At 63.2% G+C, this 24,758-nt stretch carries 18 protein-coding genes and 2 CRISPR repeat arrays; of the genes, 2 read left to right on the top strand and 16 right to left on the bottom strand.

The window, feature by feature from the left end; all coding sequences use genetic code 11:
- Positions 1 to 8: 8 nt before the first annotated feature.
- Together P9255_RS04060 and P9255_RS04055 are read right to left on the bottom strand one after the other, a co-directional pair.
- Complete coding sequence (locus tag P9255_RS04060; RefSeq protein ID WP_309765639.1) at positions 9 to 980, bottom strand: dipeptidase; 972 nt, start codon at positions 978 to 980, stop codon at positions 9 to 11.
- 17 nt (positions 981 to 997) lie between these two features.
- Entirely contained in the window at positions 998 to 2,272 is a 1,275-nt protein-coding gene (locus P9255_RS04055) for a serine hydroxymethyltransferase (protein ID WP_309765638.1), read from the bottom strand.
- A 435-nt stretch (positions 2,273 to 2,707) separates the two neighbouring features.
- Here P9255_RS04055 and P9255_RS04050 point away from each other — a divergent pair, with 435 nt between their 5' ends.
- Entirely contained in the window at positions 2,708 to 3,703 is a 996-nt protein-coding gene (locus P9255_RS04050) for a GlxA family transcriptional regulator (protein WP_309765637.1), read from the top strand.
- A gap of 54 nt (positions 3,704 to 3,757) precedes the next feature.
- Here the strand turns inward: P9255_RS04050 and fdhA are convergent, their stop codons facing one another.
- The 8 genes from fdhA to P9255_RS04010 form a co-directional block, all read right to left on the bottom strand.
- Positions 3,758 to 4,954 (bottom strand): formaldehyde dehydrogenase, glutathione-independent, encoded by a 1,197-nt coding sequence (fdhA, locus tag P9255_RS04045; protein ID WP_309765636.1) that lies wholly within the window; start codon positions 4,952 to 4,954, stop codon positions 3,758 to 3,760.
- A 300-nt stretch (positions 4,955 to 5,254) separates the two neighbouring features.
- A CRISPR array of direct repeats spans positions 5,255 to 8,211; the repeat unit is 29 nt; unit sequence GGGTCTATCTCCGCGCACGCGGAGGAACC.
- An 86-nt stretch (positions 8,212 to 8,297) separates the two neighbouring features.
- Positions 8,298 to 8,603, bottom strand: a complete 306-nt coding sequence (gene cas2e / locus P9255_RS04040) for a type I-E CRISPR-associated endoribonuclease Cas2e (RefSeq protein ID WP_309789179.1) — start codon at positions 8,601 to 8,603, stop codon at positions 8,298 to 8,300.
- Entirely contained in the window at positions 8,575 to 9,426 is an 852-nt protein-coding gene (gene cas1e / locus P9255_RS04035; RefSeq protein ID WP_309765634.1) for a type I-E CRISPR-associated endonuclease Cas1e, read from the bottom strand. Before cas1e ends, cas2e begins: the two co-directional genes overlap by 29 nt.
- 52 nt (positions 9,427 to 9,478) lie before the next feature.
- Positions 9,479 to 10,243, bottom strand: coding sequence for a type I-E CRISPR-associated protein Cas6/Cse3/CasE (gene cas6e / locus P9255_RS04030; protein WP_309765633.1), 765 nt, complete (start codon positions 10,241 to 10,243; stop codon positions 9,479 to 9,481).
- Positions 10,230 to 10,991, bottom strand: a complete 762-nt coding sequence (gene cas5e, locus P9255_RS04025) for a type I-E CRISPR-associated protein Cas5/CasD (protein WP_309765632.1) — start codon at positions 10,989 to 10,991, stop codon at positions 10,230 to 10,232. Before cas5e ends, cas6e begins: the two co-directional genes overlap by 14 nt.
- Position 10,992: 1 nt before the next feature.
- Positions 10,993 to 12,168, bottom strand: coding sequence for a type I-E CRISPR-associated protein Cas7/Cse4/CasC (gene cas7e / locus P9255_RS04020; RefSeq protein WP_309789178.1), 1,176 nt, complete (start codon positions 12,166 to 12,168; stop codon positions 10,993 to 10,995).
- 48 nt (positions 12,169 to 12,216) lie between these two features.
- Positions 12,217 to 12,807 carry a type I-E CRISPR-associated protein Cse2/CasB gene (casB, locus tag P9255_RS04015; protein ID WP_309789177.1) on the bottom strand — a complete coding sequence of 197 codons (591 nt, stop codon included), beginning with the start codon at positions 12,805 to 12,807 and terminating at the stop codon, positions 12,217 to 12,219.
- Positions 12,804 to 14,006, bottom strand: a complete 1,203-nt coding sequence (locus P9255_RS04010) for a type I-E CRISPR-associated protein Cse1/CasA (RefSeq protein ID WP_309765629.1) — start codon at positions 14,004 to 14,006, stop codon at positions 12,804 to 12,806. The genes casB and P9255_RS04010 overlap by 4 nt, the downstream gene beginning before the upstream one ends.
- 69 nt (positions 14,007 to 14,075) lie before the next feature.
- Between P9255_RS04010 and P9255_RS04005 the strand changes: the two genes are divergently transcribed.
- The gene (locus P9255_RS04005; RefSeq protein WP_309765628.1) at positions 14,076 to 14,462 is read left to right on the top strand and encodes a hypothetical protein; all 387 of its coding nucleotides are present in this window, start codon (positions 14,076 to 14,078) and stop codon (positions 14,460 to 14,462) included.
- Here P9255_RS04005 and cas3 read toward each other — a convergent pair.
- The 6 genes from cas3 to P9255_RS03975 all read right to left on the bottom strand — a co-directional run bounded on the left by cas3 (position 14,408) and on the right by P9255_RS03975 (position 24,754).
- Entirely contained in the window at positions 14,408 to 17,059 is a 2,652-nt protein-coding gene (cas3, locus tag P9255_RS04000) for a CRISPR-associated helicase Cas3' (protein ID WP_309789176.1), read from the bottom strand. The genes P9255_RS04005 and cas3 overlap by 55 nt on opposite strands.
- Before the next feature lie 324 nt (positions 17,060 to 17,383).
- Positions 17,384 to 20,089: direct repeats of the CRISPR family, unit length 28 nt; unit sequence GGTTCCTCCGCATGCGCGGAGATAGACC.
- Between the two features lie 26 nt (positions 20,090 to 20,115).
- Positions 20,116 to 20,391: a hypothetical protein gene (locus P9255_RS03995; RefSeq protein ID WP_309765626.1), complete on the bottom strand. Its 276-nt coding sequence runs from the start codon at positions 20,389 to 20,391 to the stop codon at positions 20,116 to 20,118.
- A complete protein-coding gene (locus tag P9255_RS03990) occupies positions 20,388 to 20,816 on the bottom strand; it encodes a dihydroneopterin aldolase (protein ID WP_309765625.1) in 429 nt (142 codons plus the stop codon). Before P9255_RS03990 ends, P9255_RS03995 begins: the two co-directional genes overlap by 4 nt.
- Entirely contained in the window at positions 20,813 to 21,466 is a 654-nt protein-coding gene (locus P9255_RS03985; protein WP_309765624.1) for a sarcosine oxidase subunit gamma, read from the bottom strand. The genes P9255_RS03990 and P9255_RS03985 overlap by 4 nt, the downstream gene beginning before the upstream one ends.
- Positions 21,456 to 24,458: a sarcosine oxidase subunit alpha family protein gene (locus tag P9255_RS03980; protein WP_309765622.1), complete on the bottom strand. Its 3,003-nt coding sequence runs from the start codon at positions 24,456 to 24,458 to the stop codon at positions 21,456 to 21,458. The genes P9255_RS03985 and P9255_RS03980 overlap by 11 nt, the downstream gene beginning before the upstream one ends.
- Positions 24,455 to 24,754 carry a sarcosine oxidase subunit delta gene (locus P9255_RS03975; RefSeq protein WP_309765620.1) on the bottom strand — a complete coding sequence of 100 codons (300 nt, stop codon included), beginning with the start codon at positions 24,752 to 24,754 and terminating at the stop codon, positions 24,455 to 24,457. Before P9255_RS03975 ends, P9255_RS03980 begins: the two co-directional genes overlap by 4 nt.
- Between the last annotated feature and the right edge of the window lie 4 nt (positions 24,755 to 24,758).

The following is a 24,758-nucleotide window of genomic DNA, read 5'->3' as shown; positions in this document are numbered from 1 at the left end:
TGATTTAGTTAGACATGCCACACTTCGCCGAACACGCGCAGCCAGTTCTCGCCCATCACCTTCTTGATGCGCGATTCGCTCCACCCTGCGCGCTGCATCGCGGCGGTCAGGTTCGGAAACTCGCCGATGGTGCGGATGCCTTCCGGATTCACGACCTTGCCGAAGTTCGTCAGCCGGCGATAACGGCCCTTGTCGTGCGTGATCCAGTCGAAGAACTCGGTGCTGTAGCCCTGCGTGAAGTCGGTGCCGATACCGACCTTGTCTTCGCCGATCACGTCGATCACGTATTCGATGGCTTCGAGATAGTCGTCAACATTCGCTTCCGCGCCGCGCTTGAGGAACGGCGCGAACATCGTCACGCCGACGAAGCCGTTGGCATCGGCGATTTCGCGAAGCTGCTCGTCGGTCTTGTTGCGCGGATGCTCCTTCAATCCCGACGGGCAGCAGTGGGAATACGTGACCGGCTTCTTCGAACACGCGATCGCATCGGATGACGTCTTCGCGCCGACGTGCGAGAGATCGACCAGGATGCCCACGCGGTTCATCTCCTGAATCACTTCGCGGCCATAGCCCGAGAGACCGCCATCGGCTTCATAGCAGCCGGTGCCGACGAGATTCTGCGTGTTGTAGCAAAGCTGAACGACGTTGACGCCCAGTTCCTTGAAGACTTCGATGTAGCCGAGGTTGTCCTCGAACGCATACGAGTTCTGGAAGCCGAAGATGATCCCGGTCTTGTTCTCCTTCTTCGCGCGCAGGATGTCGTCGGTCGTACGCACCAGCGTGAGAATTTCGCTGTATTCGCGGATCTGCTGCTTCATCTCCGCGATGTTGTCGATGGTCTTCTGGAAGTCTTCCCACACCGAGACCGTACAGTTGACGGCTGTGACGCCGCCCTTGCGCATGTCTTCGAACACGGAGCGTTCGAACTTCGAGATGTTGAGACCATCGATGATGATGCTGTCGTCGTGCAGAGTGCTCATCGCTTGTTGCTCCGTGCTCAGTAAATGGGGAAGCGCTCGCACAGCGCGAAGATTTCGCGGCGCACGCGTTGCTCGGTTTGCGGGTCGCCGTCGGGACGATCGCGCAGCGAATCGAATACTTCGAGAATGAGGCGGCCCGTTTCGCGGAACTCGTTCACGCCGAAACCGCGCGTCGTGCCGGCGGGCGTGCCCAGGCGAATGCCCGACGTCACCGTGGGCTTCTCGGTATCGAACGGAATGCCGTTCTTGTTGCAGGTGATGCCCGCACGCTCCAGCGCCTGCTCCACCTGATTGCCCTTCAGTCCCTTCGGACGAAGATCGACGAGCAGCAAGTGGTTGTCCGTGCCGCCCGTGACGAGATCGACGCCGCCGGCCTTCAGCACTTCACCGAGCGCCTGTGCATTCGCGAGCACATTGTCGATGTACGTCTTGAACTCCGGCTGCAGCGCTTCGCCGAACGCGACGGCCTTGCCCGCGATCACATGCATCAGCGGACCGCCCTGCAGCCCCGGAAACACCGCCGAATTGATCTTCTTCGCGATGTCCTCGTCGTTGGTCAGGACGAAGCCGCCGCGCGGGCCGCGCAGTGTCTTGTGCGTCGTAGACGTCACGACGTGCGCGTGATCGACCGGGTTGTCGTGACGGCCCGCCGCGATGATGCCCGCGATATGCGCCATGTCAACCATCAGCTTCGCGCCGGCTGCATCCGCGATGGCGCGCAGGCGCTTGAAATCCAGCTTGCGCGGATAGGCCGAGAAGCCGGCGATGATGAGCGACGGCTTGTGCTGCTGCGCAAGCTCCTCGATCTGCTCGTAGTCGATCAGCATGGTGTCGCGATTCACGCCGTACTGCACCGCGTTGAACCACTTTCCCGAGAGCGCCGGCTTCGCGCCGTGCGTGAGGTGGCCGCCCGCATCGAGCGACATGCCGAGCACGGTATCGCCCGGCTTGGTGAGCGCGAGCATCACCGCGCCGTTCGCCTGCGCGCCCGAATGGGGCTGCACGTTCGCGAACTTCGCGTTGAAGAGTTCCTTGATGCGCTCGATGGCAAGGGTCTCCACTTCATCGACGAATTCGCAGCCGCCGTAATAGCGCTTGCCCGGATACCCTTCCGCGTACTTGTTCGTGAGCACCGAACCTTGCGCTTCGAGCACGGCGCGCGAGACGATGTTTTCCGACGCGATCAGCTCGATTTGCGATTGCTGGCGTTCCAGCTCGCGAAGAATGGCGCCGCGCACCGAGGCATCGCGCGTGGCGAGCGGCGCTTCGAAGAAGGGATTCGAGTTCGACATTGGGGAGGTCCGTGGTCAGGAAAGAACGGTCACTGGATGAAGCCCGCTCAGCGCTCTTCTGGGCCGCTCGCGCTTGCATCGTTGCGTCTATTCTTGACCTTCGCCTGGCCGGTCAATTTACGAATTCAGACGTGTTCTTTTCCTTTTCCGACATGCGCGTCTGTTTTCGACAAGTGGCGAATTCGCTTTGGGTGTAATGCGTTTTCCTATCACTCCGCCGTGCACTGCGGCGGCACGGTCGTGCGCCTTGCGTGTGCTTTTGCACGACCGTTCGCGCCGTGTTTGTGCGTCGTTTAGCGGCAAGCGCACGCAGTGTCGCGCTATTCAGGGTTTAGCCCGATGGCATGCTAGTTGCACTCGTTATCACAATGCAGGAGTGGCACAACGCCGCAGCCACGGCGTTAAACAATAGATTCCAAGGAATCAATTCTCCCCATGTCTTCCGATCGCACGGCATCGCTGGCGCACTTCGCGTTCATGCCGCTTCCCAACTTCACGATGATGGCGTTCACGAACGCGATCGAAGTGCTTCGCATGGCGAACTATCTGACGGGGCAGCCGCTGTATCGATGGTCCATCGTCAGTCCCGACGGCGGGCCGGTTACGGCAAGCAACGGGCTGTCCGTCGATACCGGGCCGGTGGAATGCCTGGGACAGCCGGATATCGTGTTCGTGGTCGGCGGCATCGACGTGCAGCGTGCGACGACGCCCGCGCATCTGTCCGCATTGCGCCGCTTCGCGCGCACGGGCAGCGTGCTCGGCAGCCTGTGCACCGGGACGTATGCGCTTGCGCGCGCCGGCTTGCTGGCGGGCTATGCATGCGCGATTCACTGGGAGAACATGTCGGCGCTGAAGGAGGAGTTTCCGGACACGCGGTTTCTCAAGGAGTTGTTCGTCATCGACCGTGATCGCGTGACGTGTACGGGCGGCGTCGCTCCGCTCGACATGATGCTGAATCTGATTGCCGCGCGCGTGGGCACGGCGCGCGTGACGCAGATTGCCGAGCAGTTCATCGTCGAGCATGTGCGGGATACGAGCGCGCAGCAACGCATGCCGCTCGTCGCGCGGCTCGGATCGGCGAACAAGTCCTTGTTCGAAGTCATTTCGCTGATGGAGAACAACATTGAAGAGCCGCTGTCGCGTGAAGAACTCGCGAGACTGGCGGGCATGTCGCAACGGCAATTGCAGCGGCTTTTTCGCGAGCATCTCGGCATGACGCCGACGCATTACTATCTGACGTTGCGGCTGCGGCGCGCGCGCGAGTTGCTGCTGCAGACGGACATGTCGATCATGCACATCACGATGGCTTGCGGATTCCAGTCCGCTTGTCATTTCTCGAAGAGTTATCGCGATGCGTTCGGCACGGCGCCGACGCGTGAGCGCAGAAAGCAGGCGCCGTCCCTGAGCGCGGTTCCGGTGATGGCCGCCTGAGTACTTCTCCGGCTCAACAAAAAAGCGCCTCTTTTCAGAGGCGCTTTCGTTTTGTCAGGCCGCTTTGAGCAGGCCGTGCGGATCGATCACGAACTTGCGTGGCGCGCCGCCGTCGAACTTGCGGTATCCATCCGGCGCTTCATTGAGCGAAATCACCGACACGTTCACGATATCCGCGATCGGCAGGCGGTCCCACAAGATCGCCTGCATCAGGTTGCGGTTGTACTTCGTCACCGGCGTCTGGCCGGTGTGGAACGAGTGCGACTTGGCCCAGCCGAGACCGAAGCGGATGCTCAGGCTGCCTTTTCTGGCGGCGGCGTCGGTGGCGCCGGGGTCGTCGGTGACGTAGAGGCCCGGAATGCCGATCGCTCCTGCTGCCTGCGTGATTTCCATCAGGGAATTGAGGACGGTGGCGGGTGCTTCCTCGTTGTGCTCGTTGCCATGTCCGTGGGCTTCGAAGCCGACGCAATCGACGGCGCAATCCACTTCGGGCTTGCCGAGAATCTGCTCGATCTGTTGGGCGAGCGTTGCGTCTTTCGACAGGTCGATGGTCTCGAAGCCCATCTTGCGTGCGTGTGCGAGCCGTTCCTCGTTCATGTCGCCGACGATGGTGCATGCCGCGCCCAACAGACGCGCCGATGCAGCCGCCGCCATGCCGACCGGTCCCGCGCCCGCGATATAGACGGTTGCGCCCGGTTTCACGCCCGCCATGACTGCGCCGTGGTAGCCGGTCGGGAGGATGTCGGAGAGGCACGTGAGGTCGCGGATTCTGGACATCGCCTGCGCCTTGTCGGGGAACTTGAGCAGGTTGAAGTCGGCGTAGGGGACCATCACGTACTCGGCCTGTCCGCCGATCCAGCCGCCCATGTCAACATAGCCATATGCGCCGCCTGCGCGGGACGGATTGACGTTGAGGCACACGCCTGTGTGTTGCGCCTTGCAAGTGGGGCAGCGTCCGCATGCGACGTTGAACGGGACGGACACGAGGTCGCCGATGGACAGCGTCTCCACGTCCCGCCCGATTTCGATGACTTCGCCGGTGATTTCGTGTCCGAGCACGAGGCCGACTTCGGCGGTGGTGCGGCCGCGGACCATGTGCTGGTCGGAGCCGCAGATGTTGGTGCTGACGACTTTGAGAATGACGCCGTGGCCGATGTCGCGGCCGCGAGGATCGACCATTCTCGGGTAGTCGATGGACTGGACTTCGACTTTGCCCTGACCGAGATATACGACGCCGCGATTGGTGCTCATGGGTGATGTCTCCTTGGGTTTTGGACGGCGGGCGCGGGTGTGTCGCTCGATGCGAATGCTCGCGGCCTTGGGGGAGAGTAGGGGGTTTTGCGAGGCGTCGATGGGGGGAATGCGACGTGGGGTTGGTTGGGAGCGACTTTTTCCTGGGTACTGGGTTTCTTGTTGGCGGTGTGGGGGTGCGTGGGTCTAGCTCCGCGTGAACGGGGAGGCTTAGTGATGATGTTGTCGGTTCTCGTCTGCGGGGGGGTTCCGCGGAGGCGGAGGGACCGCATGAACGCGCGCGCCGGTGATCGTGACTGTGGGTCTATCTCCGCGCACGCGGAGGAACCTGCGCCGTCTTCAATCCACGAATAGCCGAACGGCGTCTATCTCCGCGCACGCGGAGGAACCGCCTGCGGGGACGTGCAGCGTCGTCTCCACATGGGTCTATCTCCGCGCACGCGGAGGAACCGCCTGCGCACGTCTCGCACCGTGTCTCGCGTCGGGTCTATCTCCGCGCACGCGGAGGAACCATTGCTGGGCTCGTCGAAGGCGCGAACGTCATGGGTCTATCTCCGCGCACGCGGAGGAACCTCTGAGATGGCCAAGATCTATGTGCACACGCCGGGTCCATCTCCGCGCACGCGGAGGAACCGCATTACCGCTAAAGAGGCGCTCGCCTGCTTGGGGTCTTTCTCCGCGCACGCGGAGGAACCCCAGCCATTCTTGACTTACCAGCGGTATCCGACGGTCTATCTCCGCGCACGCGGAGGAACCTGTTCCTTTACACTCGCGACTTGCTCGCGTGCGGGTCTATCTCCGCGCACGCGGAGGAACCACTCAACAAATTGATCAAAGCGAATACATTACGGGTCTATCTCCGCGCACGCGGAGGAACCCCTGGACAGAAGCCGAAGTCCTTCCGTGTCGCGGGTCTATCTCCGCGCACGCGGAGGAACCCACGCGAAGCAGCAGGGCGAAGTCGTGAATACGGGTCTATCTCCGCGCACGCGGAGGAACCCCGATCCGCTTCGTCGGTTGTTTGCCGATGTAGGGTCTATCTCCGCGCACGCGGAGGAACCGCTCGACCTTCGTCCAGATGCGAGCCAACTCAGGGTCTATCTCCGCGCACGCGGAGGAACCCCCTCGTTGCTATCCCGTGTAACCCCGAGGCGGGGTCTATCTCCGCGCACGCGGAGGAACCTTGTAGCTCGCAAAATTTGTCGAACCGTCGCTGGGTCTATCTCCGCGCACGCGGAGGAACCGCCTGCTCAGGAGGCTGCATGCCGAGGATCGCGGGTCTATCTCCGCGCACGCGGAGGAACCGCGCAGCGTGTCCTCAGGCGTCCAGTCTTCGAGGGTCTATCTCCGCGCACGCGGAGGAACCGGTACCGTAACACCAACTCCCTTACGTCCATAGGGTCTATCTCCGCGCACGCGGAGGAACCTGGGGCGATGGCGAGGACTGGGGCGGCGGTGAGGGTCTATCTCCGCGCACGCGGAGGAACCGCGAGTAAGTCGTCGCGGCTCACATTCTTAATGGGTCTATCTCCGCGCACGCGGAGGAACCGCCGATCCGTCCGGATTGCGCTGCTGCGCGATGGGTCTATCTCCGCGCACGCGGAGGAACCTTCGGGCGCGCGGTGATGATTCCGATCATCCTCGGTCTATCTCCGCGCACGCGGAGGAACCCGCAGGAGTCGGACCCGACGAAGAATGCCCTCGGGTCTATCTCCGCGCACGCGGAGGAACCCCAGATGACACGCGGTTAATGAGTTCGGCGTTGGGTCTATCTCCGCGCACGCGGAGGAACCGCAGGCCTCCTCGACGACGAGCAAACCGCGACGGGTCTATCTCCGCGCACGCGGAGGAACCGCCCAATGCTCACTTCTCGGGGACTCGGACGAGGGTCTATCTCCGCGCACGCGGAGGAACCCAAAATCGGTACATAACGATAGGACGCAGATAAGGTCTATCTCCGCGCACGCGGAGGAACCGCATATGGCGCGTTCGCCACGGCCAATGACGAGGGTCTATCTCCGCGCACGCGGAGGAACCCGACTGCAATGGCTTTGGCGCAACAGGCCGACGGGTCTATCTCCGCACACGCGGAGGAACCACACTGGGGAAAATCGGACAGCACCTTGGCATGGGTCTATCTCCGCGCACGCGGAGGAACCTTGGCAGCACCTTCCGCCACCTGAATCGCGGCGGGTCTATCTCCGCGCACGCGGAGGAACCTGGTCGGCGCGCTTGAGGAAGCTGTCCGTCCACGGTCTATCTCCGCGCACGCGGAGGAACCTCTCGCCGCGCGCTTTCGGTGCGCGGGCCGGCAGGTCTATCTCCGCGCACGCGGAGGAACCGGTAAGGCAGCGGGAGGTACCACGCGCCCCTCGGGTCTATCTCCGCGCACGCGGAGGAACCACAGCGAAGCGGCTCCGGCCTCTACTGCACCGGGGTCTATCTCCGCGCACGCGGAGGAACCTTCTTGTGGTCGGTGGGACGATCATCGGAGCGGGGTCTATCTCCGCGCACGCGGAGGAACCTTCGCGACTGACTGTCTGCTCGATGGCCGTCCGGGTCTATCTCCGCGCACGCGGAGGAACCATTTGCCTGTTTGTTCATCCACGGATTAAGACGGGTCTATCTCCGCGCACGCGGAGGAACCTACGAAGAGATGGAGGAAAGGGACGCGCACCTGGGTCTATCTCCGCGCACGCGGAGGAACCGCCGTTCCTGCTAAAAAACTATTCGACGCGGGAGGTCTATCTCCGCGCACGCGGAGGAACCCCCCATTCCCACCCACAGCCCTACCGCATCGAGGGTCTATCTCCGCGCACGCGGAGGAACCTACCGCTCGCGTGCCTGACACGGGAAACGATGGGGTCTATCTCCGCGCACGCGGAGGAACCGAGCTACGGTCCTACCTCCCCGAGGGCCTCCCGGGTCTATCTCCGCGCACGCGGAGGAACCGCGAAGGGCAGCGTGAGCTTTCGTGGCGACTGAGGTCTATCTCCGCGCACGCGGAGGAACCAACTGCGTCACGTGTGCGGGAAGCCCGGGGAGGGGTCTATCTCCGCGCACGCGGAGGAACCTTGGCTAGCTGCCCTTGAAAGATAAGGCGCGTGGGTCTATCTCCGCGCACGCGGAGGAACCATCATGAAATTCGTCGTGAACAGCGCCGATCCGGGTCTATCTCCGCGCACGCGGAGGAACCGAACCTTCGATCGGTCCTCGCCGGATATTACGCGGTCTATCTCCGCGCACGCGGAGGAACCTCTACCCTCTAACCCCATGATCCCAAACAAGAAACCGCCGAACCCATCCCACCAGGATCACCAAATTTTCAAAGAACACCAACCGCCTACGCCTGCCCCACCGCCCGCCTCACCAGATACATCCCATCAACGTCCACCAACTCCCTCACCGGCGCCCCCAACTGCGCGATCCCGATACCCCCGACCGCGTCCAGCTCCCGCCACACCATCGCGACGCTGCCCCTCGGCTCGCACCGGTGCCACTCAGCAAGCACCGACCACGTCCGCTCGCGCACGCCCTTGTTCATCCGCGGCGCGACATACACGCCCGTCGAGACCTCCAGCATCACCGACGCCAGGTACCCCCGGAACCTGTCGGCCACGTCACGCGTCACCACCACGACCAGCGCCATCCGCCTCCTCCAGCTTTTCGTCGAGCCGCAACACCTGCTTAATGCGATCGATCATCGCGGGAATCACCTGCTGTTTTCGAAATACGCGCGCCGCCTCACGCCGGACAAGCCGGTCGAGCGTTTCGTCGCTGCGCTGCGCCTCCTTGACTGCGGCGAAGGCAATCGAAAGTGTCACGTCATCGCGGAACAGATCGGCGATGTCGAGCACGAATGCCTGGCCGGAATCCTCGTGAATGAAGCCGAGCTGAGGCACGGCCGCAAGCGCGTGCACGGCGATCGCCGCCGCCGCTTGCACCGCCGTCGCCGCATGATTGATGGCTTGATTGGCGAGGTCGGCGGCCTCGGGGTTCGCGCGATCGTATCGGCGCCCCTGCCACTCGATGCCGAACTGCTGCGCCCGCAACCGATAGATCGCCTTGACACGCGACCCTTCGATGCCTCGCAGCGTGTCCAGATCGCGATGCGGCAACACTTCCCCGAGGCGCAGCGCATACATGTGCCGCGCGACGGCCACCCGGCGTCGCGCACTGCCCCACAGTTCGGCCTGCCGCCGGGCGACATCCGAACGATCCGGCATCAACGGCGGCGCGGTGTAACTGCGCACGCCGTCCGCGCCGACCGCGGCGAGCAAGGTGCCGTGCCGCGCGAGCAGCCGCAGCGCATCATGCGTCACGCTGCCGCCCGGGCCGAGCAGGATCATCGATACCGATTGATGCGGAATCTGATCGACGTACTGGCCGCTCGTGAAGTGCAGGCATCCGTCAACGACACTCAGTTCGCCACGTTCCAGCCACAGGAGACCATGACGATCCGCATGAGGCACGCGGGAAGTGTCGAGTCCCAGCCGCCCCTTGAGCACGCGCGCGCCCCGGCGATCAAGCGTCGATGGATGCGGGCTTCAGCAACAGCATGCCGAACCCGAACGCCCGATGCCTTCCGATTCCGCGCATGAGCAGCCGCGCGAACGCATCCGAATCTTCGACGCGCAGATGGCCGCTGAACACCGCGTCCGGGCCGTTGATCACACGCGACTGCCTCTTGTTGCCGTCATCCGAGCCAGCTTGCGTGCGGCGAATCACAGGTGTGAGTTGGAACCGCGTCATGCGCGCTTCGACCAGACTCGCCGCTCCGCTCCATCGAAGCCGCTCGTCGAGCCATTCGATATAGACGGCTTCGCGCCCTGGCGCATCGGCATCGGCTTCCTGCTCGATCGGAGGCTTGTAGGCATCCCGCTCGCGGCCGTATTTGTGGCCGGCGTCCTTGCTGCGGCGCATGGGCCGCACGCGTACGTCGAAACCCAGCACGCGCCCCGCCTGCCATTGCGCCGGGAACGGGCGAACGTTAAGACCGGGACTGTGCGGGCCTGCATCGAGACCGAGCGCATCCGCCAGGTCCGGCGCGGCGCAAAGCGCGCACGCCTCGCGCATCGCGTCGGCGGAGTGCGCCGTATAGGCAAGCAGTCCGGCGCGCTCGTCGCGATAGTAAAAAGGCTTCGGCGCGAGCGATCCGAACACCGCACTGAGCGCGGCGTGGAACGCGTAGCCGAGGTCGCCGCCGGGCGGCACCAGACCATGCCGCGACGCCCACGAAACGAACTTGTGCGGATCGGGCTGGCAGTGAATCAGATTAAGCGCGGTCATAGGGGAATTCCGGACAAGTCGATGGATACGCAAACGATGTCCGCTTCGCGCTCACTTCGAGAACAGGACGCGATCCGCCGTGCACGCCGCTCGTCCAGTTGCGCTCGTCGCAGATGTCGTGCGCCTGTGCGGTCGCATCCGGCATCGCGCCCTCGTTCGTTGGCCACTGCATGCTAAACGCGTCATCGTCCAGGCCTTCAGGCAACGGCGCGCGGCGCAACGCATCGAGAACGTCGCCGGCGTCGATGAAGCCGGCGAACACCCGCGCCGATGGCAGGCACGGCTTGCGTCCGATGAACAGCGGACGCATCGGGCGATCCAGCGCGCGCGCAATGTCATCGAGCGTCGGAGCTTCGTTTGCGGGGTCGAGCCGCAGAGCGATGAGCGCGTCGAGGCCGGCGTGATAGTCGCGGTAGCGCAGATGCGGGCTCTTGTACGTATCCGCGCCGCCTTGGCGCGACTCCGAATGCCCGAGCGTTGTCCAGCCGCTATCTTTCGCTCCGAGTTGCGCCGTCTGAAAGTCGGGAAGGCGCTCGCCGGAACGATCGAGCCGCGCGCCCATCACGAGACGCGCCTGCAGGCGGTCGTGCCGCTCGCTATCGCCGCGATCCCAGCCGAGCGCATTCGCGATAAGTCCGGTGATCATCGACATTGCCGGGAAATCGCGGATCACGCCGTAGTTATCGATTGACTCGCCGCCGAACGCGACGAGCGGCGCGCGCAGGCGCATCAGCAAGTGACGCCGCATGTCACGCGCCCTTGACGATGCGTGTCTGCACCCAGTTCGCGAGCTTGTCGAGCGAGAAGTGCTCCGCGTTCGGGATATCGGCTTGGTCGAGCGCCAGATAAGCGCGATCCAGCGCGCCATAGGCGGCGTCGTGCTTCTTCAGTTCGCCCGCGATACGCTTGATGGCTTCGCTGCGCATGCCACCATCCGCCGGCTTCAAGGCCGACTCGAAAGCGGCGCTGAGGCTGCGTGGCTGCCAGTCGCCCGATTCGACCAACATGAGACTCGCGTGGCCGAACGGCGCGGTGGAACCGCGCTTGGCGCCGGGACTGACCGTTGCGATCGGATGCAACAGGTGATGCACGACTTGAGCCGCGAGCTCCCGCCGTTCGGACGGCGCCTGGAAGCATTCCTCGGCCGCGATGCCTTCGAGATTCGCGACCAGTTGCGGCACGTCCACCACGACGTATCCGTAGTAGAGGCCCGAAGCGAGTTCGGTATCGAAGATGCCGGCGGAGCCATGCTCGCCCGCTTCGCGCAAGAGATCGTCGACGACGGTGAAGTAGTCGTTCTCGACCTGCGCCTCGTGCACCGTGAAGGCATGCGCGACATAGACGGCGGCATCGCGTTGCGCGAGCACATCCGACGTGACCATGCGCCCGAACAGCGCCGATTCGAGCCCGCTTCCGTGCTTGAGCGCCCGGATGTTGTCCGGCTCTTCCTTGAGGAACGCCGCGACTGCCGTCTTCAGCGCGTCTGCGTCCTTGTAGTCGCGGGCAAGCGCCGCACAGCGCTTCACGAGATAGTCGATCTCCGCCTTGCCCAGCAGCACCGCCTGACCCGTCTCGAGCGCTTCCTTACCCTTGCGATCCTTGCCCGCCTTGTCCAGCAATCCACCGTGACGCAGCGCTTCGACAGCCGCTTGCGCAAGCTCCTCGGAGACACCATGCCCGACGATCTCGTCGCGAATGCGGGCCAACGTGGTGCGGGAGCGAATTGCCATCGGCACGCCGAGCGTGGACAGCGCGTGATGATCCTCCGCAACGCGCCAGTGCCGCTTGAGACATTGCGATGAAATGCGCGTGCGCATGGCGTTGCCCATCGGCAAGCGCTTGGCCGAACCGGAGTCGTCGCGATTGAGCAGCGCCGCCGAGTAACTGTGCAGCGTATGAATCTGAATGAAACGCGGATGCGTCATGTTAAGCCTTCCTGATCTTTGTCGTGCTTTCTATTGCCGATGTAGCGTTCACTGTTCCCGCGATGCGCTCGCGTTCGCGTTCGCCGAGAAGAATCCATACGCGATGTCCAGACGCATCTTCTCCGCGATGTCCTGGCGTTTCCCTTCTCGTGCGCCTTCGTACAGCACCAGCCTGCCGAGCTGATTCCAACTGGGCGCGACGTTTCGGCTATTCATCAAGCGAAGCATGCGCCGCAGTAACTCGAAGAACGCAGCGCCTCGTGCATCGAGCAGCCGCGTCACGCGGGCCTCCGATACACCAGCCAGGTGCAGTTGCCGGCCCAGGGTGCTGCGGGTGTTGTCCGCGCGGTCATGTCCGGCCAGCGCGATGCCGTATGCGATGAACGCCCAGCGCCGCCATTCATCGGGAGTCCACTTCGCGCAATCGAGCCTGGCGCGGGCGGCGACGTTCATCAGGGCGGCAATCTGCGCGGTCGCGAGCGTCTGCGCGTCCGGATCGAGTCGCTTCAGCGCGACATAGTCGTTCTTCGAAGCCTTGATCCCCTCCTTCGCGTCTTTCAGAAAAGCAGCGATGGCTTCGATCTGGTAGCTGAAGCCTGAAACTCCGGATGGCGCTGGCGTGTCCGTCGTCGAGTTCATTCGGACCTCGTTGAGTGTTTTGTTAGATTGGAGGCGACATCACCTTGTACTTTCAGCACGCGCGCCAGTGTCTTAAGGTGGCCCTTGCCCGCATGGAGTCCACCGAACAATCGGGCGCGTGCCGCGCTCTGCGCGCGATATCGGCGCATACTTGCACGCGGGCCGGCCACGAAAGCGCGGTTCAGTACAAGCTCGGCGCGCCCGGCGAGTTCGGCAAGCCATGTCTCATGCGCGAGTTCCTTCGCATCTTTCGTCGGCGCTTCGATCTCTACGACCAGATCATTGAAGAAGCGCCGGTCCTCGTCGTGCTCGAACGGGCCAGCGAACCGGCTAGCCTTCTCTTTTATGTCGTCGGACGCCGTGTTCTCGCCGTTGCCGAACAAGCCGCACAGTGCGCTCCACAGGACCTTGCGTACGTCTCCGATGACGGCGATACGCCTTTCGGCAGCCTCTGCAAGTTCATCGGTATTGCCGCTGAGAAATTTCTCGCGCATCGCGCGGGATACCGGAATGCGTCTCTCGTGATAGCCCTCGGTCTTTCCCTTTCCACGCGTGATCGCTTGCGCGAGCAGCACGATGCCCTCGTCGCCATCGTCGTCGCCGATGTTGCGCGTAATCGTCGGGGAAAACTCGCCGGTGAACGCGAGCTTGGTCAGCAGCTTGTAGTCGAAACCTCCCGCCCTGATGGACAATGCGTTGCCGCCGGCCACGGCGACGGGGGTCCAGGCATCGCCGGTTGCGCCCAGACGTTCCTTCGCGGCGATGCGTGTGGTCTTGCTCGTGGTGGTGAGCGCCCGCAATTTTCCGTCGATGACGTCGAGCCGGACACGCCGGCAAATTTCGATATAGAACGGATCCAGTTCACTGAACGCGAGGCTGGTTGCGCCGTCCCACGGCCGCACCCAGACGAGCGCGACTCCGTCGTTCTCCTTGAACCCTTTGTCGTCAACGATTTGCTGACGATGCTGGAGCAGCCGCCGCGTATCTCTTTGCCAGCGTTTGCCCCACAGCCCTTTCGGCACTGCGCCGAACGCCGGCCGGCTGGCGAAGCCGCCGTTCATGCGGGAAACACCGTAGTTGCCGGCACCGAGAAAACCTTCTTGCGTCTGCAAACTGACGAGTGCGTATAGCCAGTCTTCCGGACGCGCGTTGATCATGCGTGCGGCCTTCAGATCATGATTCTTGGACGTGACCAGCATGTCGAGCGCATCCGGCGTGAGAACCGGTTTCTTGTTCGATGTCCGTGACTCGCCGCGCTCGGAAGGCGGTTGAAGCAGCGCAGGACGATCGTCAGGCGCGACGAGCGCGAACGCGGCGCCGTCGGGATCGTTCGGCGTCAGTGCGAGAAGCGCCGCGCGCCATTCATCGGCAGTTTCGAACGGTTCGGTGTGCTCGACAGCATGCAACGTTATCGCCGCGAGCTGCGTCAGGAACGCGTGCCACGAATGCCGCTGATGCGGCCTCAGCGCCGGGAAGTCGCGCACGACGTCACTGGTCAGAGCGGCGAACAATTCGGGCAACGTGGCATTGTGGGGCTGTCCAGCCGCGTCGCGATAGCGCAGTACCGGATCGTCCAGCAAGCGATAGTGGAGGCTCATGATCAGCCTGCTCCCTTGTCTGACGGTTTCCGCTTCTCTACGCCGTATCGGCCGTAATGGAAGCGGTCGCCATCGAGCGAAAATTCGAAGCCGTCCTCGTCGTGCGTGATGCAGGAAGGTTGCGCGTCGGCGCTGACGTCATTACCTAGCAGGTGGTGACGCATCGCGATCTGCCTGACATCGGCGCCGAACGGACCGGGCACGGGTGGATCGAACGTGACGAGGCGGTCAGCTGTACCGAGCCGAGTTGCGATACGTTGTTCCCCATCCGGGAACTGAAGCTCGAAGAACGGCTTGTTGCAATCCAGCGCCTGCATTCGCGCGAGAGACCGCTCCGCGCCTTGCCCGCCTTCGAGCGCCTGACCGAGCTTCTCCCATTCCGGCCCGAGTTCCGTCTGAATTGCGAGCAGGCAGTCGGGATGCGTCGCGCGTTCGACCAGCAGACGGTTATCGCGCGGAATCACGCGGGATGGCGCTTCGTCGATGAGTCGCCGCGTCGCTTCGATCATGCGCAGATCGGTGTAGACGCCGCCGCCGTTGCTGAACCGCCCGAGCCCGATGCGCGGCGCTTTGATGTATTCCGCGAGCGACTTGCCGACGGGCGTCAGCACCCAGGCGTGGGCATCGCGGAAGCCTTCCGGGCGCTCGCTCGCATCGCGCTTATGCCGATGCAAACGCCCGATGCGTTGCAAGAGCACGTCCATCGGGCAGAGGTCGGTGATCAGCAGATCGGCGTCGATATCGAGGCTCTGCTCCAGCGTCTGAGTGCCGACGACAATGCATCCCTCGAGCGCTTTACGGGTCTTGCCGAGCCGCGCCTCAACAGCGGCGTCCAGCAGCGGCCGATCCTGACGGCTGAAGCGACTGTGATGAAGTGCCGGGACGCCACCGACCTTGAACAGCAGCGTGCGGTTGCCAAGCTCGTCAATCAGGCGCTCGATTGCCTTCTGTGTGGCGACTGCTGTCGGAACGGTGTTGCGAACGATGAGCACGCGTGCGCCCTGGTTCGCCGCGTCGATTGCAAGGCGCGCGATGCGCTCGTGGTCGTTGATTGCATCGAGCGTCGACCAACGAATCATCTTTGACGCGCCGTTGTCAGGTAACGCGTGGATGACGGCGCCGTCCGTCAGCGCGGGATACGGCGACGCGCAAGCCTCCTCGACCGTGAGCGATACGATGGGCGCCGAAGGCTTCGGCGTGAGTCCCTGGAAACGCGTTCGCTGTCGCGAGCCGAGCGTCGCGGACAGCAGCAGCGCGTGGCCGCCCGTGTTGAGGTGCGCGCTCAACACCTGCTCCAGCAATTGCGACATGTAGGTATCCGACGCATGCACTTCGTCCACGACCAGCAGCGAACGGCTCAGCAACGCGTGGCGCATATGTGCATGGCGGACCTGCAAGCCTGCGAGCAGGACCTGATCGATGGTCCCGATCGCGATGGTTGCCGCGAGAAAGCGCTTCGGCGATTCGGCGGCCCAACGCGTAGCGGCTCTGGCGTCGTCGGGATTGTCGGACCACTGCACGTTGAAGCCGGGCATTGCGATCTTGTCGCTGCCATCGGCGCTTTCATAGCCAGGAAGCGCGCGAACGACCACCGGTGCATTCGACGGCCAAAGGCGGTCAACAAACTTTCGCACGCGTTCGTACACCTGTGCCGCTGCAACGCGCGTTGGCAGAGCGAAGTAGAGCGAATCTACCTTGCGCTGGCTGAACAGGCGCGCGAAGCGCCATAGCGCGGCCTCGGTCTTGCCGCTGCCCGTTTCTGCTTCAAGGATGAGTAAAGGTCCGAGTTCATCGTCGCCGAGCATGCGTTGCATGGGCCGGGGCGCTGCGACATTGAATGCGGCTTCGAAGGAGAACGGCCGTTGCGCGAGTTCCGTGCGCGCGGTGAAAGCATCGAGGTCAATGGTGGCGATGGCGCGCGCCGCCAGTTCGGCCGCCTGATGCCGGCTTCGATGTGTGCCGGGTTCGCTGAACGGAAAGTGCCGTCGATGCGATCCCAGCCAGTCCGCGAACTGGACGACGCCCGCAAATAGATGAACGAACGCAGGACTCGACGGGAGCGGTTCGCCGCCAGGCTCGAAGGCAAGCGGGAAGGCCTGCTGTAGCTGTTCGCCGATGTTTGCCAACGCATCTTTGGGGCTGTAGATGGCGGCGCCCTCACGGTCGCGCACCGGCTTCCAGATGATCGCGTCATGCCCAAGGGGCGCTGACAGCGGGCGGCCATGATGCGCGAGACTCGCTAACAGAAGCGCATCGACGCCATTGCCCCAGGTCTTGATGGACTCGAACGGCAAGCTGGATGCGATGTCATCGTCGCGAAACAGCAGGAGGGCTTCTGGACCGTGTCCCGCGCGAAGCGGCCAGCCTTCGGGGGCGGGGCCTTGCCAGCGCTTTCTCTGGAAGCCACTGTTTGCTTTGCCGAAGTCGTGGAGATAGGCGAGGACCGCGAGACGCTCGATGTCTTTCCCGCTCAACGTGCGACCGGCAAGCATGTGGAAGGCATTGCGCAAGCGCGTGTGTTCTTTGACAGCTTCGATGAAACAGGCGGCGACGTCCAGCATGTGGTCGCAGAGGGGATGCGTGCCGGGCTCGCTAACACCTTCGCCGGTGTCCAGCTTTCCCCAAGCCTGTAGTTGATGCGCTGCCGTTTTCATCGTTGCGTCTTGTGGTCTTGATGCCGTGTTCTTTGCCCGTGACATTTACTTCGTGATGCTTAGATTAGCACCGGGAGTCATCGTTATATAAGTGTTCAAATGTCAAAGTTGATCGGTGACAAGAAGCAGCTTGATGGCGCGCGGGGTATTGATGTTTGCTTTGCGATAGTTGCTTGCAGGCTGCGTTACCGTCGCTTCATCTTTTCGCTGTCAGACGGCAGCAGTTGACGAGGAAACATCCGCTCACCATACTCGCCACTTGCTCCGGATTCGCAACATCGAAACCGACGTTTGTTCTTTCACAACATGAAGTTAGGAGGTAGAGGTTCCTCCGCATGCGCGGAGATAGACCCTCGTGCACGCGATAGCCGCTGAAGATCGATGCGGTTCCTCCGCATGCGCGGAGATAGACCCACAGTCTTCGCACACGAAGGCGTGCGTGACGCGGTTCCTCCGCATGCGCGGAGATAGACCCCTTGAATCCGGCCAGCATCAGGAGTACGTTTTGGTTCCTCCGCATGCGCGGAGATAGACCCAGGCCCGTCCAGCCACGCAACACCGCTTCATCGGTTCCTCCGCATGCGCGGAGATAGACCCAGGAATCTCGGGATAAAGATCGGCGCGGCCGAGGTTCCTCCGCATGCGCGGAGATAGACCTTCTAGGCTACGTATTCGGCAAAAGCGAGGGTTCCTCCGCATGCGCGGAGATAGACCCCGGTGGTGTGGATCGACGCAAAGACGCTTCAAGGTTCCTCCGCATGCGCGGAGATAGACCCTCCACAGCAGATGCCTCGTCGATCGTCATCTCGGTTCCTCCGCATGCGCGGAGATAGACCCCTCAGTCAATTCGGATCAATGGGCGGCAGCGCGGTTCCTCCGCATGCGCGGAGATAGACCTCCCGAGGGATGCTACGGGACGGACCGCAGGACGGTTCCTCCGCATGCGCGGAGATAGACCGCGTCGGATGTCGACACCGAGGCTCTTCGAAAGGGTTCCTCCGCATGCGCGGAGATAGACCCGCGACCTTCCCGAACCGCCAAAGCTATGGCTAGGTTCCTCCGCATGCGCGGAGATAGACCGCTTCAGAATGCATGGCTCGATCTCCGCGACAAGGTTCCTCCGCATGCGCGGAGATGGACCCAGAGCACCCTCACCATCACCACCGAAGGCCGCGGTTCCTCCGCATGCGCGGAGATAGACCGCATGATGAATAGTGCCACCTTCCTCGACCTCAGGTTCCTCCGCATGCGCGGAGATAGACCGCCGTACAGCGCATGGCGCGAGCGGCAGGCAGAGGTTCCTCCGCATGCGCGGAGATAGACCGCTCACGGACGAACACCGCAAAATCATTGACGAGGTTCCTCCGCATGCGCGGAGATAGACCCCCGAATATCGGCATCTCGGTCTATCAGGACTAGGTTCCTCCGCATGCGCGGAGATAGACCGTACTCCAGGTGACGACCGGCGAGCCGTCACCGGGTTCCTCCGCATGCGCGGAGATAGACCTTACATTCGTGTCGCCGATCCTGCGCACGGCGCGGTTCCTCCGCATGCGCGGAGATAGACCGTACGCACAAGGTGGAACGGCGCTATCAACATGGTTCCTCCGCATGCGCGGAGATAGACCCGAGGCAGCATTTCCAAGGAACGCCCACATCCAGGTTCCTCCGCATGCGCGGAGATAGACCTTCTGCTGATTCTCGGCAAGCTCTACGCGTATCGGTTCCTCCGCATGCGCGGAGATAGACCCCCGTCCTCACGAAGCTGTCGCGCCAGTTCTCCGGTTCCTCCGCATGCGCGGAGATAGACACGCGGCAAGCGGCGCTTTGTTGCAGATCGTCGCGGTTCCTCCGCATGCGCGGAGATAGACCCGCTTGCTGCGGTCAGCGTGGCAGGGATGGCGAGGTTTCTCCGCATGCGCGGAGATAGACCCGGCACCGACGATCGACGAGAGCGGCATCAGTGGGTTCCTCCGCATGCGCGGAGATAGACCGTTTCATCGTTGCCCCCGAATGGGAAGTGCGGGTTCCTCGGCATGCGCGGAGATAGACCGTCGACGCGCTTCAGGCTCGAGAGAGGCATTTTGGTTCCTCCGCATGCGCGGAGATAGACCCGCGCCCCTCGACCACTTCATAGCATGGCTGGAGGTTCCTCCGCATGCGCGGAGATAGACCTTTGTGCCGCCCGAATACGCAGCATTGCCGATCGGTTCCTCCGCATGCGCGGAGATAGACCCCAACGGCAGATCTCTTCGACGTTGAACGCCTTGGTTCCTACGCATGCGCGGAGATAGACCCACTTGGAATCCGGGCGAAGGTTGGTCACTTAAGGTTCCTCCGCATGCGCGGAGATAGACCCGGTCGGATTTTGAAAATCCCCGCCGACGAGTTGGTTCCTCCGCATGCGCGGAGATAGACCCTCGCTCGCGCTGGCGTTGCTGCACGTCTTCACGGTTCCTCCGCATGCGCGGAGATAGACCCTCGATTTTGTTGTTTCTGTGGGCATGAATTCCGGTTCCTCCGCATGCGCGGAGATAGACCGCGTCGCTCGAAGCGCGACTAATGGTGTTGATCGGGTTCCTCCGCATGCGCGGAGATAGACCCAGACCTTGAATCGCTACTGGACGATGTTACGGGGTTCATCCGCATGCGCGGAGATAGACCCACGCCGCTGGGGCACGCGTATCTGATCCCCTTGGCTCCTCCGCATGCGCGGAGATAGACCCGAACTCATGGCGATATTTGATCGCTTCATGCGGGTTCCTCCGCATGCGCGGAGATAGACCCAGCGTTTGAAGGCCCATATACGCACGCTGCGCGGTTCCTCCGCGTGCGCGGAGATAGACCGAATCCGCAGCGTCTCGGGCCGCTGACCTTCGAGGTTCCTCCGCATGCGCGGAGATAGACCCATCGCGGCGGTTAAGCCAGGCAAGGCGGAGAAGGTTCCTCCGCATGCGCGGAGATAGACCCAATCGCAAGGTCCAAGCGTTCGGCACGACCAAGGTTCCTCCGCACACGCGGAGACTGCCCCCAACCGGCAAGACAAAGCACACACCTCAACAACGAATACCCCCCTCGAACCTCCCCCGCGCCGCCTGCGCCACCCTCATCAACGCATCGACACTCAACCTCGCTGCAATCCCCTTCACATACTCATGATGCCGCGCCTCCAGCGGCGCATCGAGATACTGCGCGTGCAAATACCGAATGAGCGCGATCCGCCTGTGCTTCAGCGCAATGCTCCGCTCCAGCAACGCAAGCGCAGCACGCGCGTCGCGGTCCCTGAATGCGCGCTCCGACAAACGCGCCGCCGTATCGCGCGATCCGTTCATGCCGTCACCGCATCCACAGCACGATGCGCCCGCCATGCATCGAAATCCGCCCGCCGCCAATCGAGTTCGAGGGCAAGCCGTCGCGTGCCTTCGCGAATCTTCGGCTTATGCAGCGTCAGCGTGAGCGCATCGAGCGCGGGCCATTCATCGAACGACAACGCGGCAATCTCCACCGCAAGCGTTTCGAGCAGGCGCGTATGCGGCTTGTCCTGCAGATACGCCGTGACGCGATTGCACCACGCCTCATAATCGATAAGCCCGTCCTCACGCGGCGTATCACGATACCGCAGGCTCGCATCGACACATAAGGCCTGCGGCGCACGATGCTCATGCTCGTGCAGCCCGATACGCGTCATCACCACAAGTTCATCGACGACGACGCGCCAGCCCTGCCCGCCCGCGTTCAAAGGCTCGAACGGCTTCACGACAACAACGGCTCGGCGGCATCGAGCATGATCTTCACGAAGTAATCCGCAAAGCTGCGACGCACGATGAGTTCGAAGCGATCGCCACCCAGCGGCGCCAGCGTCAGCGAGGCCTTGAAATAATGGCTCTGCGCACACTGTCCCTCGCCGAATACTTTGGGATGCAGATCGAGGGGACAGCCACGCGACAGCACATCGCGGGTACGCGGGCCATCGATGTCGAGCACCGTGTATCCGCTGCCGATATCCACCGCCGATGCAAACGCGCCGCCGAACGCCTCGCGCAATCGCGCTTCCAGCGGCGCCGCGCGCGATGCGTCGTGCGCCGCCTCCGATACCACGAGCCACTCGTCAGGACCGAGCCACAGCAAGTCATAGCCGTTGCCCTTCGCCACCGTGTTCGGCTTCTCCGGCGGCGCGCAGCCGATCACGCCCTGCACCGCGCGCACGAAGGCGGCGTCGCGCGTATCGCCACGCACGTTCACCAGCTGAAGGAACGGCCGCTCCGTCAAGCGAAACGCCTTCGATGCACCCGCCTGATGCGCCTTCAACAACGCATCGGCGCCCACGAGCGGCGACTCCTGCCACACGCCCTGCCCGACCGTCATGCGATCGACGACAGTCGAGGAACCCTTGATCTCATTCAACATGCTGACGTGCTCCTTCGCTGTCGTAAAACACAGAACTGGTGATCTTCGCGTTGATCTGCTTGCCGTTCGCAAGCGGGATCATGACCGATTCGCCGATCTTCTCGAGACCGCCCTTCACCACGGCCAACGCAATCGAACGCTTCAAAACAGGGCTGAAATAGCTCGATGTGACATGACCGAGCATCGGCGCCGTATCGCCCTGGAACGGACCCGCCACGATCTGCGCGCCTTCCGGCAGCACAACCGAAGGATCGTCCGTCAACAGTCCGACGAACTGCTTGCGCCCGACCTTCGCCGTATCCGAACGCGTCAGCGACCGCTTGCCGATAAAGTCCTTCGACTTCGCGACGAGCCCGCCCATGCCGAGGTCGTACGGCGTCATCGAGCCATCGGTATCCTGGCCGACGATGATGTAGCCCTTCTCCGCACGCAGCACGTGCATCGTCTCCGTGCCGTACGGCGTGATGTCGAACTCCGCGCCCGCTTCCATCAACGCTTCCCATACCGCGCGGCCCACGTTCGCCGGCACGTTCACTTCATAGGCGAGCTCGCCCGAGAAGCTGATACGCATCACGCGCGCCGATGCGCCCGCCACCGTGCCATCGCGATAGCTCATGAACGGGAACGCGGCGTTCGCGAAGTCGATGTCCTGACACACCTTCTGCAGCACCTTGCGGCTGTTCGGGCCGACGACCGCGAACGTCGCCCAGTGATCCGTCACCGATGCGAGCCGCACCCGCATGTCGGGCCATTCCGTCTGCAACCAGCGTTCGAGCCAAGTCAGCACGCGCGCCGCGCCGCCTGTCGTCGTCGTCATCATGTAGTGATGTTCGGCGAGGCGCACCGTCACGCCATCGTCGAAAATCATGCCGTTCTCGTCGAGCATGAGGCCATAGCGGCACTTGCCCACTTCCAGCTTGCTCCACGGATTCGTGTACATCCAGTTGAGCAGCTTCGCGCTGTCCGGGCCTTGAATGTCGATCTTGCCGAGCGTCGATGCATCGAGAATGCCGACGCTCTGACGCACCGCCAGCGATTCGCGCGCGACCGCCGCATGCATGTCCTCGTTGCCGCGCGGGTAATACCACGGGCGCTTCCAGTTGCCGACATCCTCGAACATTGCGCCGCTCTGCACATGCCATTCGTGAATCGCGGTCTTGCGCACCGGATCGAGAAATTCGCCAAGCTCACGGCCCGCGAACGTGCCGAACGTCACAGGCGTGTAATTCGGGCGGAACGTGGTCGTCCCGGTCTCGGGAATGGTCTTGCCGAGCGCCTGCGCCAGAATCGCCATGCCGTTGATGTTGCCGAGCTTGCCCTGATCCGTGCCGAAGCCCATCGCCGTATAACGCTTCACGTGCTCGACCGATTCGAAGCCCTCACGCGCCGCGAGATAGATGTCGGCGGCGGAGACGTCGTTCTGGAAGTCGATGAATTGCTTAGGACCCCGAGTCGCCAGTTCGCGCCCGCCGACGAGCCACAGCGGCATGAGCGGCGCTTCCGCGATTTCCGCGACCTTCACCGCAGGCGGCCGCGCCACGATATGACCGGCTGCGCGCGCCGCTTCCGCGCCCGCATCGAGACCGAAACGAATGCCGCGCGCCAGCGTGAATTCGCCCGCACATGCGCCGACGCTGCTTTCCGCCTGCATCGCCTTGCCGGGAACGAAGCACGCCTTCTCGTCGTGCCAGTGCGCCTTGCCGCCCGATTGCGCGAAAAGATGCAGCACCGGGCTCCAGCCGCCCGACATCGCGACCAGGTCGCAAGGCAGGTCGGTCTGCTTCGCGCCGACCTGTCCCTTCGCATACGCAGCGACTTCCACCGACGACACCCGCAGCTTGCCGTGCGCCGCCGTGATCACCGCGTCGTTCAGCACGCGCACGCCGTAGCGTCGCGCGGCGGCGGGCAACGCGCCTTTCGATTCCATCGGACGCGGATCCACGACCGTCACGTTCGCGCCCGCCGCCTTCAGGTCGAGCGCGCACTGATAGGCGTCGTCGTTGTTGGTGAAAACGACCGCGTTGCGGCCCGGCAGCACCGCATAGCGATGCAGATAAGTCGATACCGCCGACGCCAGCATCACGCCCGGCAGATCGTTGTTGCCGAACACGATGGGACGCTCGTGCGCGCCGGTCGCGAGCACCACGCGTTTCGCCCGCACCTTCCACATCAGTTCGCGCGTACCCTTGCGCATCGAAACGGGCAGATGTTCGGTCAGCCGCTGCGTCACGGTGACGAGGTTGTGATCCTGATAGCCGAACGCCGTGCTGCGCGACAAGATCTTCACGTCGGGCATCTTGCGGAGTTCGCCTTCGATCCGCTGAACCCATTGCGAGGCAGGCTTGCCGTCGATCTCTGCACGGCACGACAGCAGCGAGCCGCCGAGTTCGGGCTGATCGTCGATCAGAAACACGCGCGCACCGGACAAACCCGCTGCATAGGCCGCAGCAAGACCCGACGGTCCGCCGCCGACCACCAGCACGTCGCAATGCGCGAAGCACTTGTCGTAGCGATCGGCATCGCGTTCTTCGGGCGCTTTGCCGAGACCGGCTGCATCGCGAATCACTTCTTCGTACTTCGGCCACAGCTTGCGCGGCCACATGAACGTCTTGTAGTAGAAGCCCGCGGGAATGAAGCGCGCGATCTTCTGATTCACCGCCATGCGATCCTTCTCGATGTTCGGCTTCGCATTCACGCTCGATGCAACGAGGCCCTGATACAGCTCCACTTCTGTGGCGCGCGCGTTCGGCACCGTGTATGCGCCGGTTTCGAGTTGCACGACCGCATTCGGCTCCTCGACACCCGCCGTGACGATGCCGCGCGGGCGGTGATACTTCCAGCTACGCGCGACGAAGTGCTGTCCGTTCGCGAGCAGCGCGGAAGCTAGCGTATCGCCCTGATAGCCCTGGTACGTCCTGCCATTGAACGTGAACGTCAGCGCAATCGCGCGATTGATGCGCCCACCCGTGGCGAGTCGGTCTTTCTGGCTCATTTCGACGCTCCCTCCTTGTTGTCCATCGCAGCCAGCGGACGGTCGAACGTCTCGTAGCCCTGAATCTCGTATGTCACCGTGTCACGCTGCGCCTTGAACCAGCGGCGGCAGCCCTGCGCGTGCATCCATTGCTCGCGATGCACGCCGCGCGGATTGCGTCGCATGAAGAGGTAGTCGCCCCATTCCTTGTCGGAGAGCTTGTCGGTATCCAGCGGACGCGCGATATCCGCTTCGCCGCCGCAGGAGAATTCGGTTTCGGCGCGCGGCCCGCACCAGGGGCATTCGATCAGCAACATGTTT

This window comes from Caballeronia sp. LZ019, assembly GCF_031450825.1.
Taxonomy (GTDB): domain Bacteria; phylum Pseudomonadota; class Gammaproteobacteria; order Burkholderiales; family Burkholderiaceae; genus Caballeronia.
This window is presented reverse-complemented; position numbering and strand designations above follow the sequence as displayed.

Excerpts from the sequence above, each read along its gene's own strand:
- P9255_RS04060 (WP_309765639.1), bottom strand. The coding sequence starts at position 980 with ATGAGCACTCTGCACGACGACAGCATCATCATCGATGGTCTCAACATC.
- P9255_RS04055 (WP_309765638.1), bottom strand. The coding sequence starts at position 2,272 with ATGTCGAACTCGAATCCCTTCTTCGAAGCGCCGCTCGCCACGCGCGAT.
- P9255_RS04050 (WP_309765637.1), top strand. The coding sequence starts at position 2,708 with ATGTCTTCCGATCGCACGGCATCGCTGGCGCACTTCGCGTTCATGCCG.
- fdhA (WP_309765636.1), bottom strand. The coding sequence starts at position 4,954 with ATGAGCACCAATCGCGGCGTCGTATATCTCGGTCAGGGCAAAGTCGAA.
- cas2e (WP_309789179.1), bottom strand. The coding sequence starts at position 8,603 with ATGGCGCTGGTCGTGGTGGTGACGCGTGACGTGGCCGACAGGTTCCGG.
- cas6e (WP_309765633.1), bottom strand. The coding sequence starts at position 10,243 with ATGACCGCGCTTAATCTGATTCACTGCCAGCCCGATCCGCACAAGTTC.
- cas5e (WP_309765632.1), bottom strand. The coding sequence starts at position 10,991 with ATGCGGCGTCACTTGCTGATGCGCCTGCGCGCGCCGCTCGTCGCGTTC.
- cas7e (WP_309789178.1), bottom strand. The coding sequence starts at position 12,168 with ATGACGCATCCGCGTTTCATTCAGATTCATACGCTGCACAGTTACTCG.
- casB (WP_309789177.1), bottom strand. The coding sequence starts at position 12,807 with ATGAACTCGACGACGGACACGCCAGCGCCATCCGGAGTTTCAGGCTTC.
- P9255_RS04010 (WP_309765629.1), bottom strand. The coding sequence starts at position 14,006 with ATGCTGGTCACGTCCAAGAATCATGATCTGAAGGCCGCACGCATGATC.
- cas3 (WP_309789176.1), bottom strand. The coding sequence starts at position 17,059 with ATGAAAACGGCAGCGCATCAACTACAGGCTTGGGGAAAGCTGGACACC.
- P9255_RS03995 (WP_309765626.1), bottom strand. The coding sequence starts at position 20,391 with ATGAACGGATCGCGCGATACGGCGGCGCGTTTGTCGGAGCGCGCATTC.
- P9255_RS03985 (WP_309765624.1), bottom strand. The coding sequence starts at position 21,466 with ATGTTGAATGAGATCAAGGGTTCCTCGACTGTCGTCGATCGCATGACG.
- P9255_RS03980 (WP_309765622.1), bottom strand. The coding sequence starts at position 24,458 with ATGAGCCAGAAAGACCGACTCGCCACGGGTGGGCGCATCAATCGCGCG.
- P9255_RS03975 (WP_309765620.1), bottom strand. The coding sequence starts at position 24,754 with ATGTTGCTGATCGAATGCCCCTGGTGCGGGCCGCGCGCCGAAACCGAA.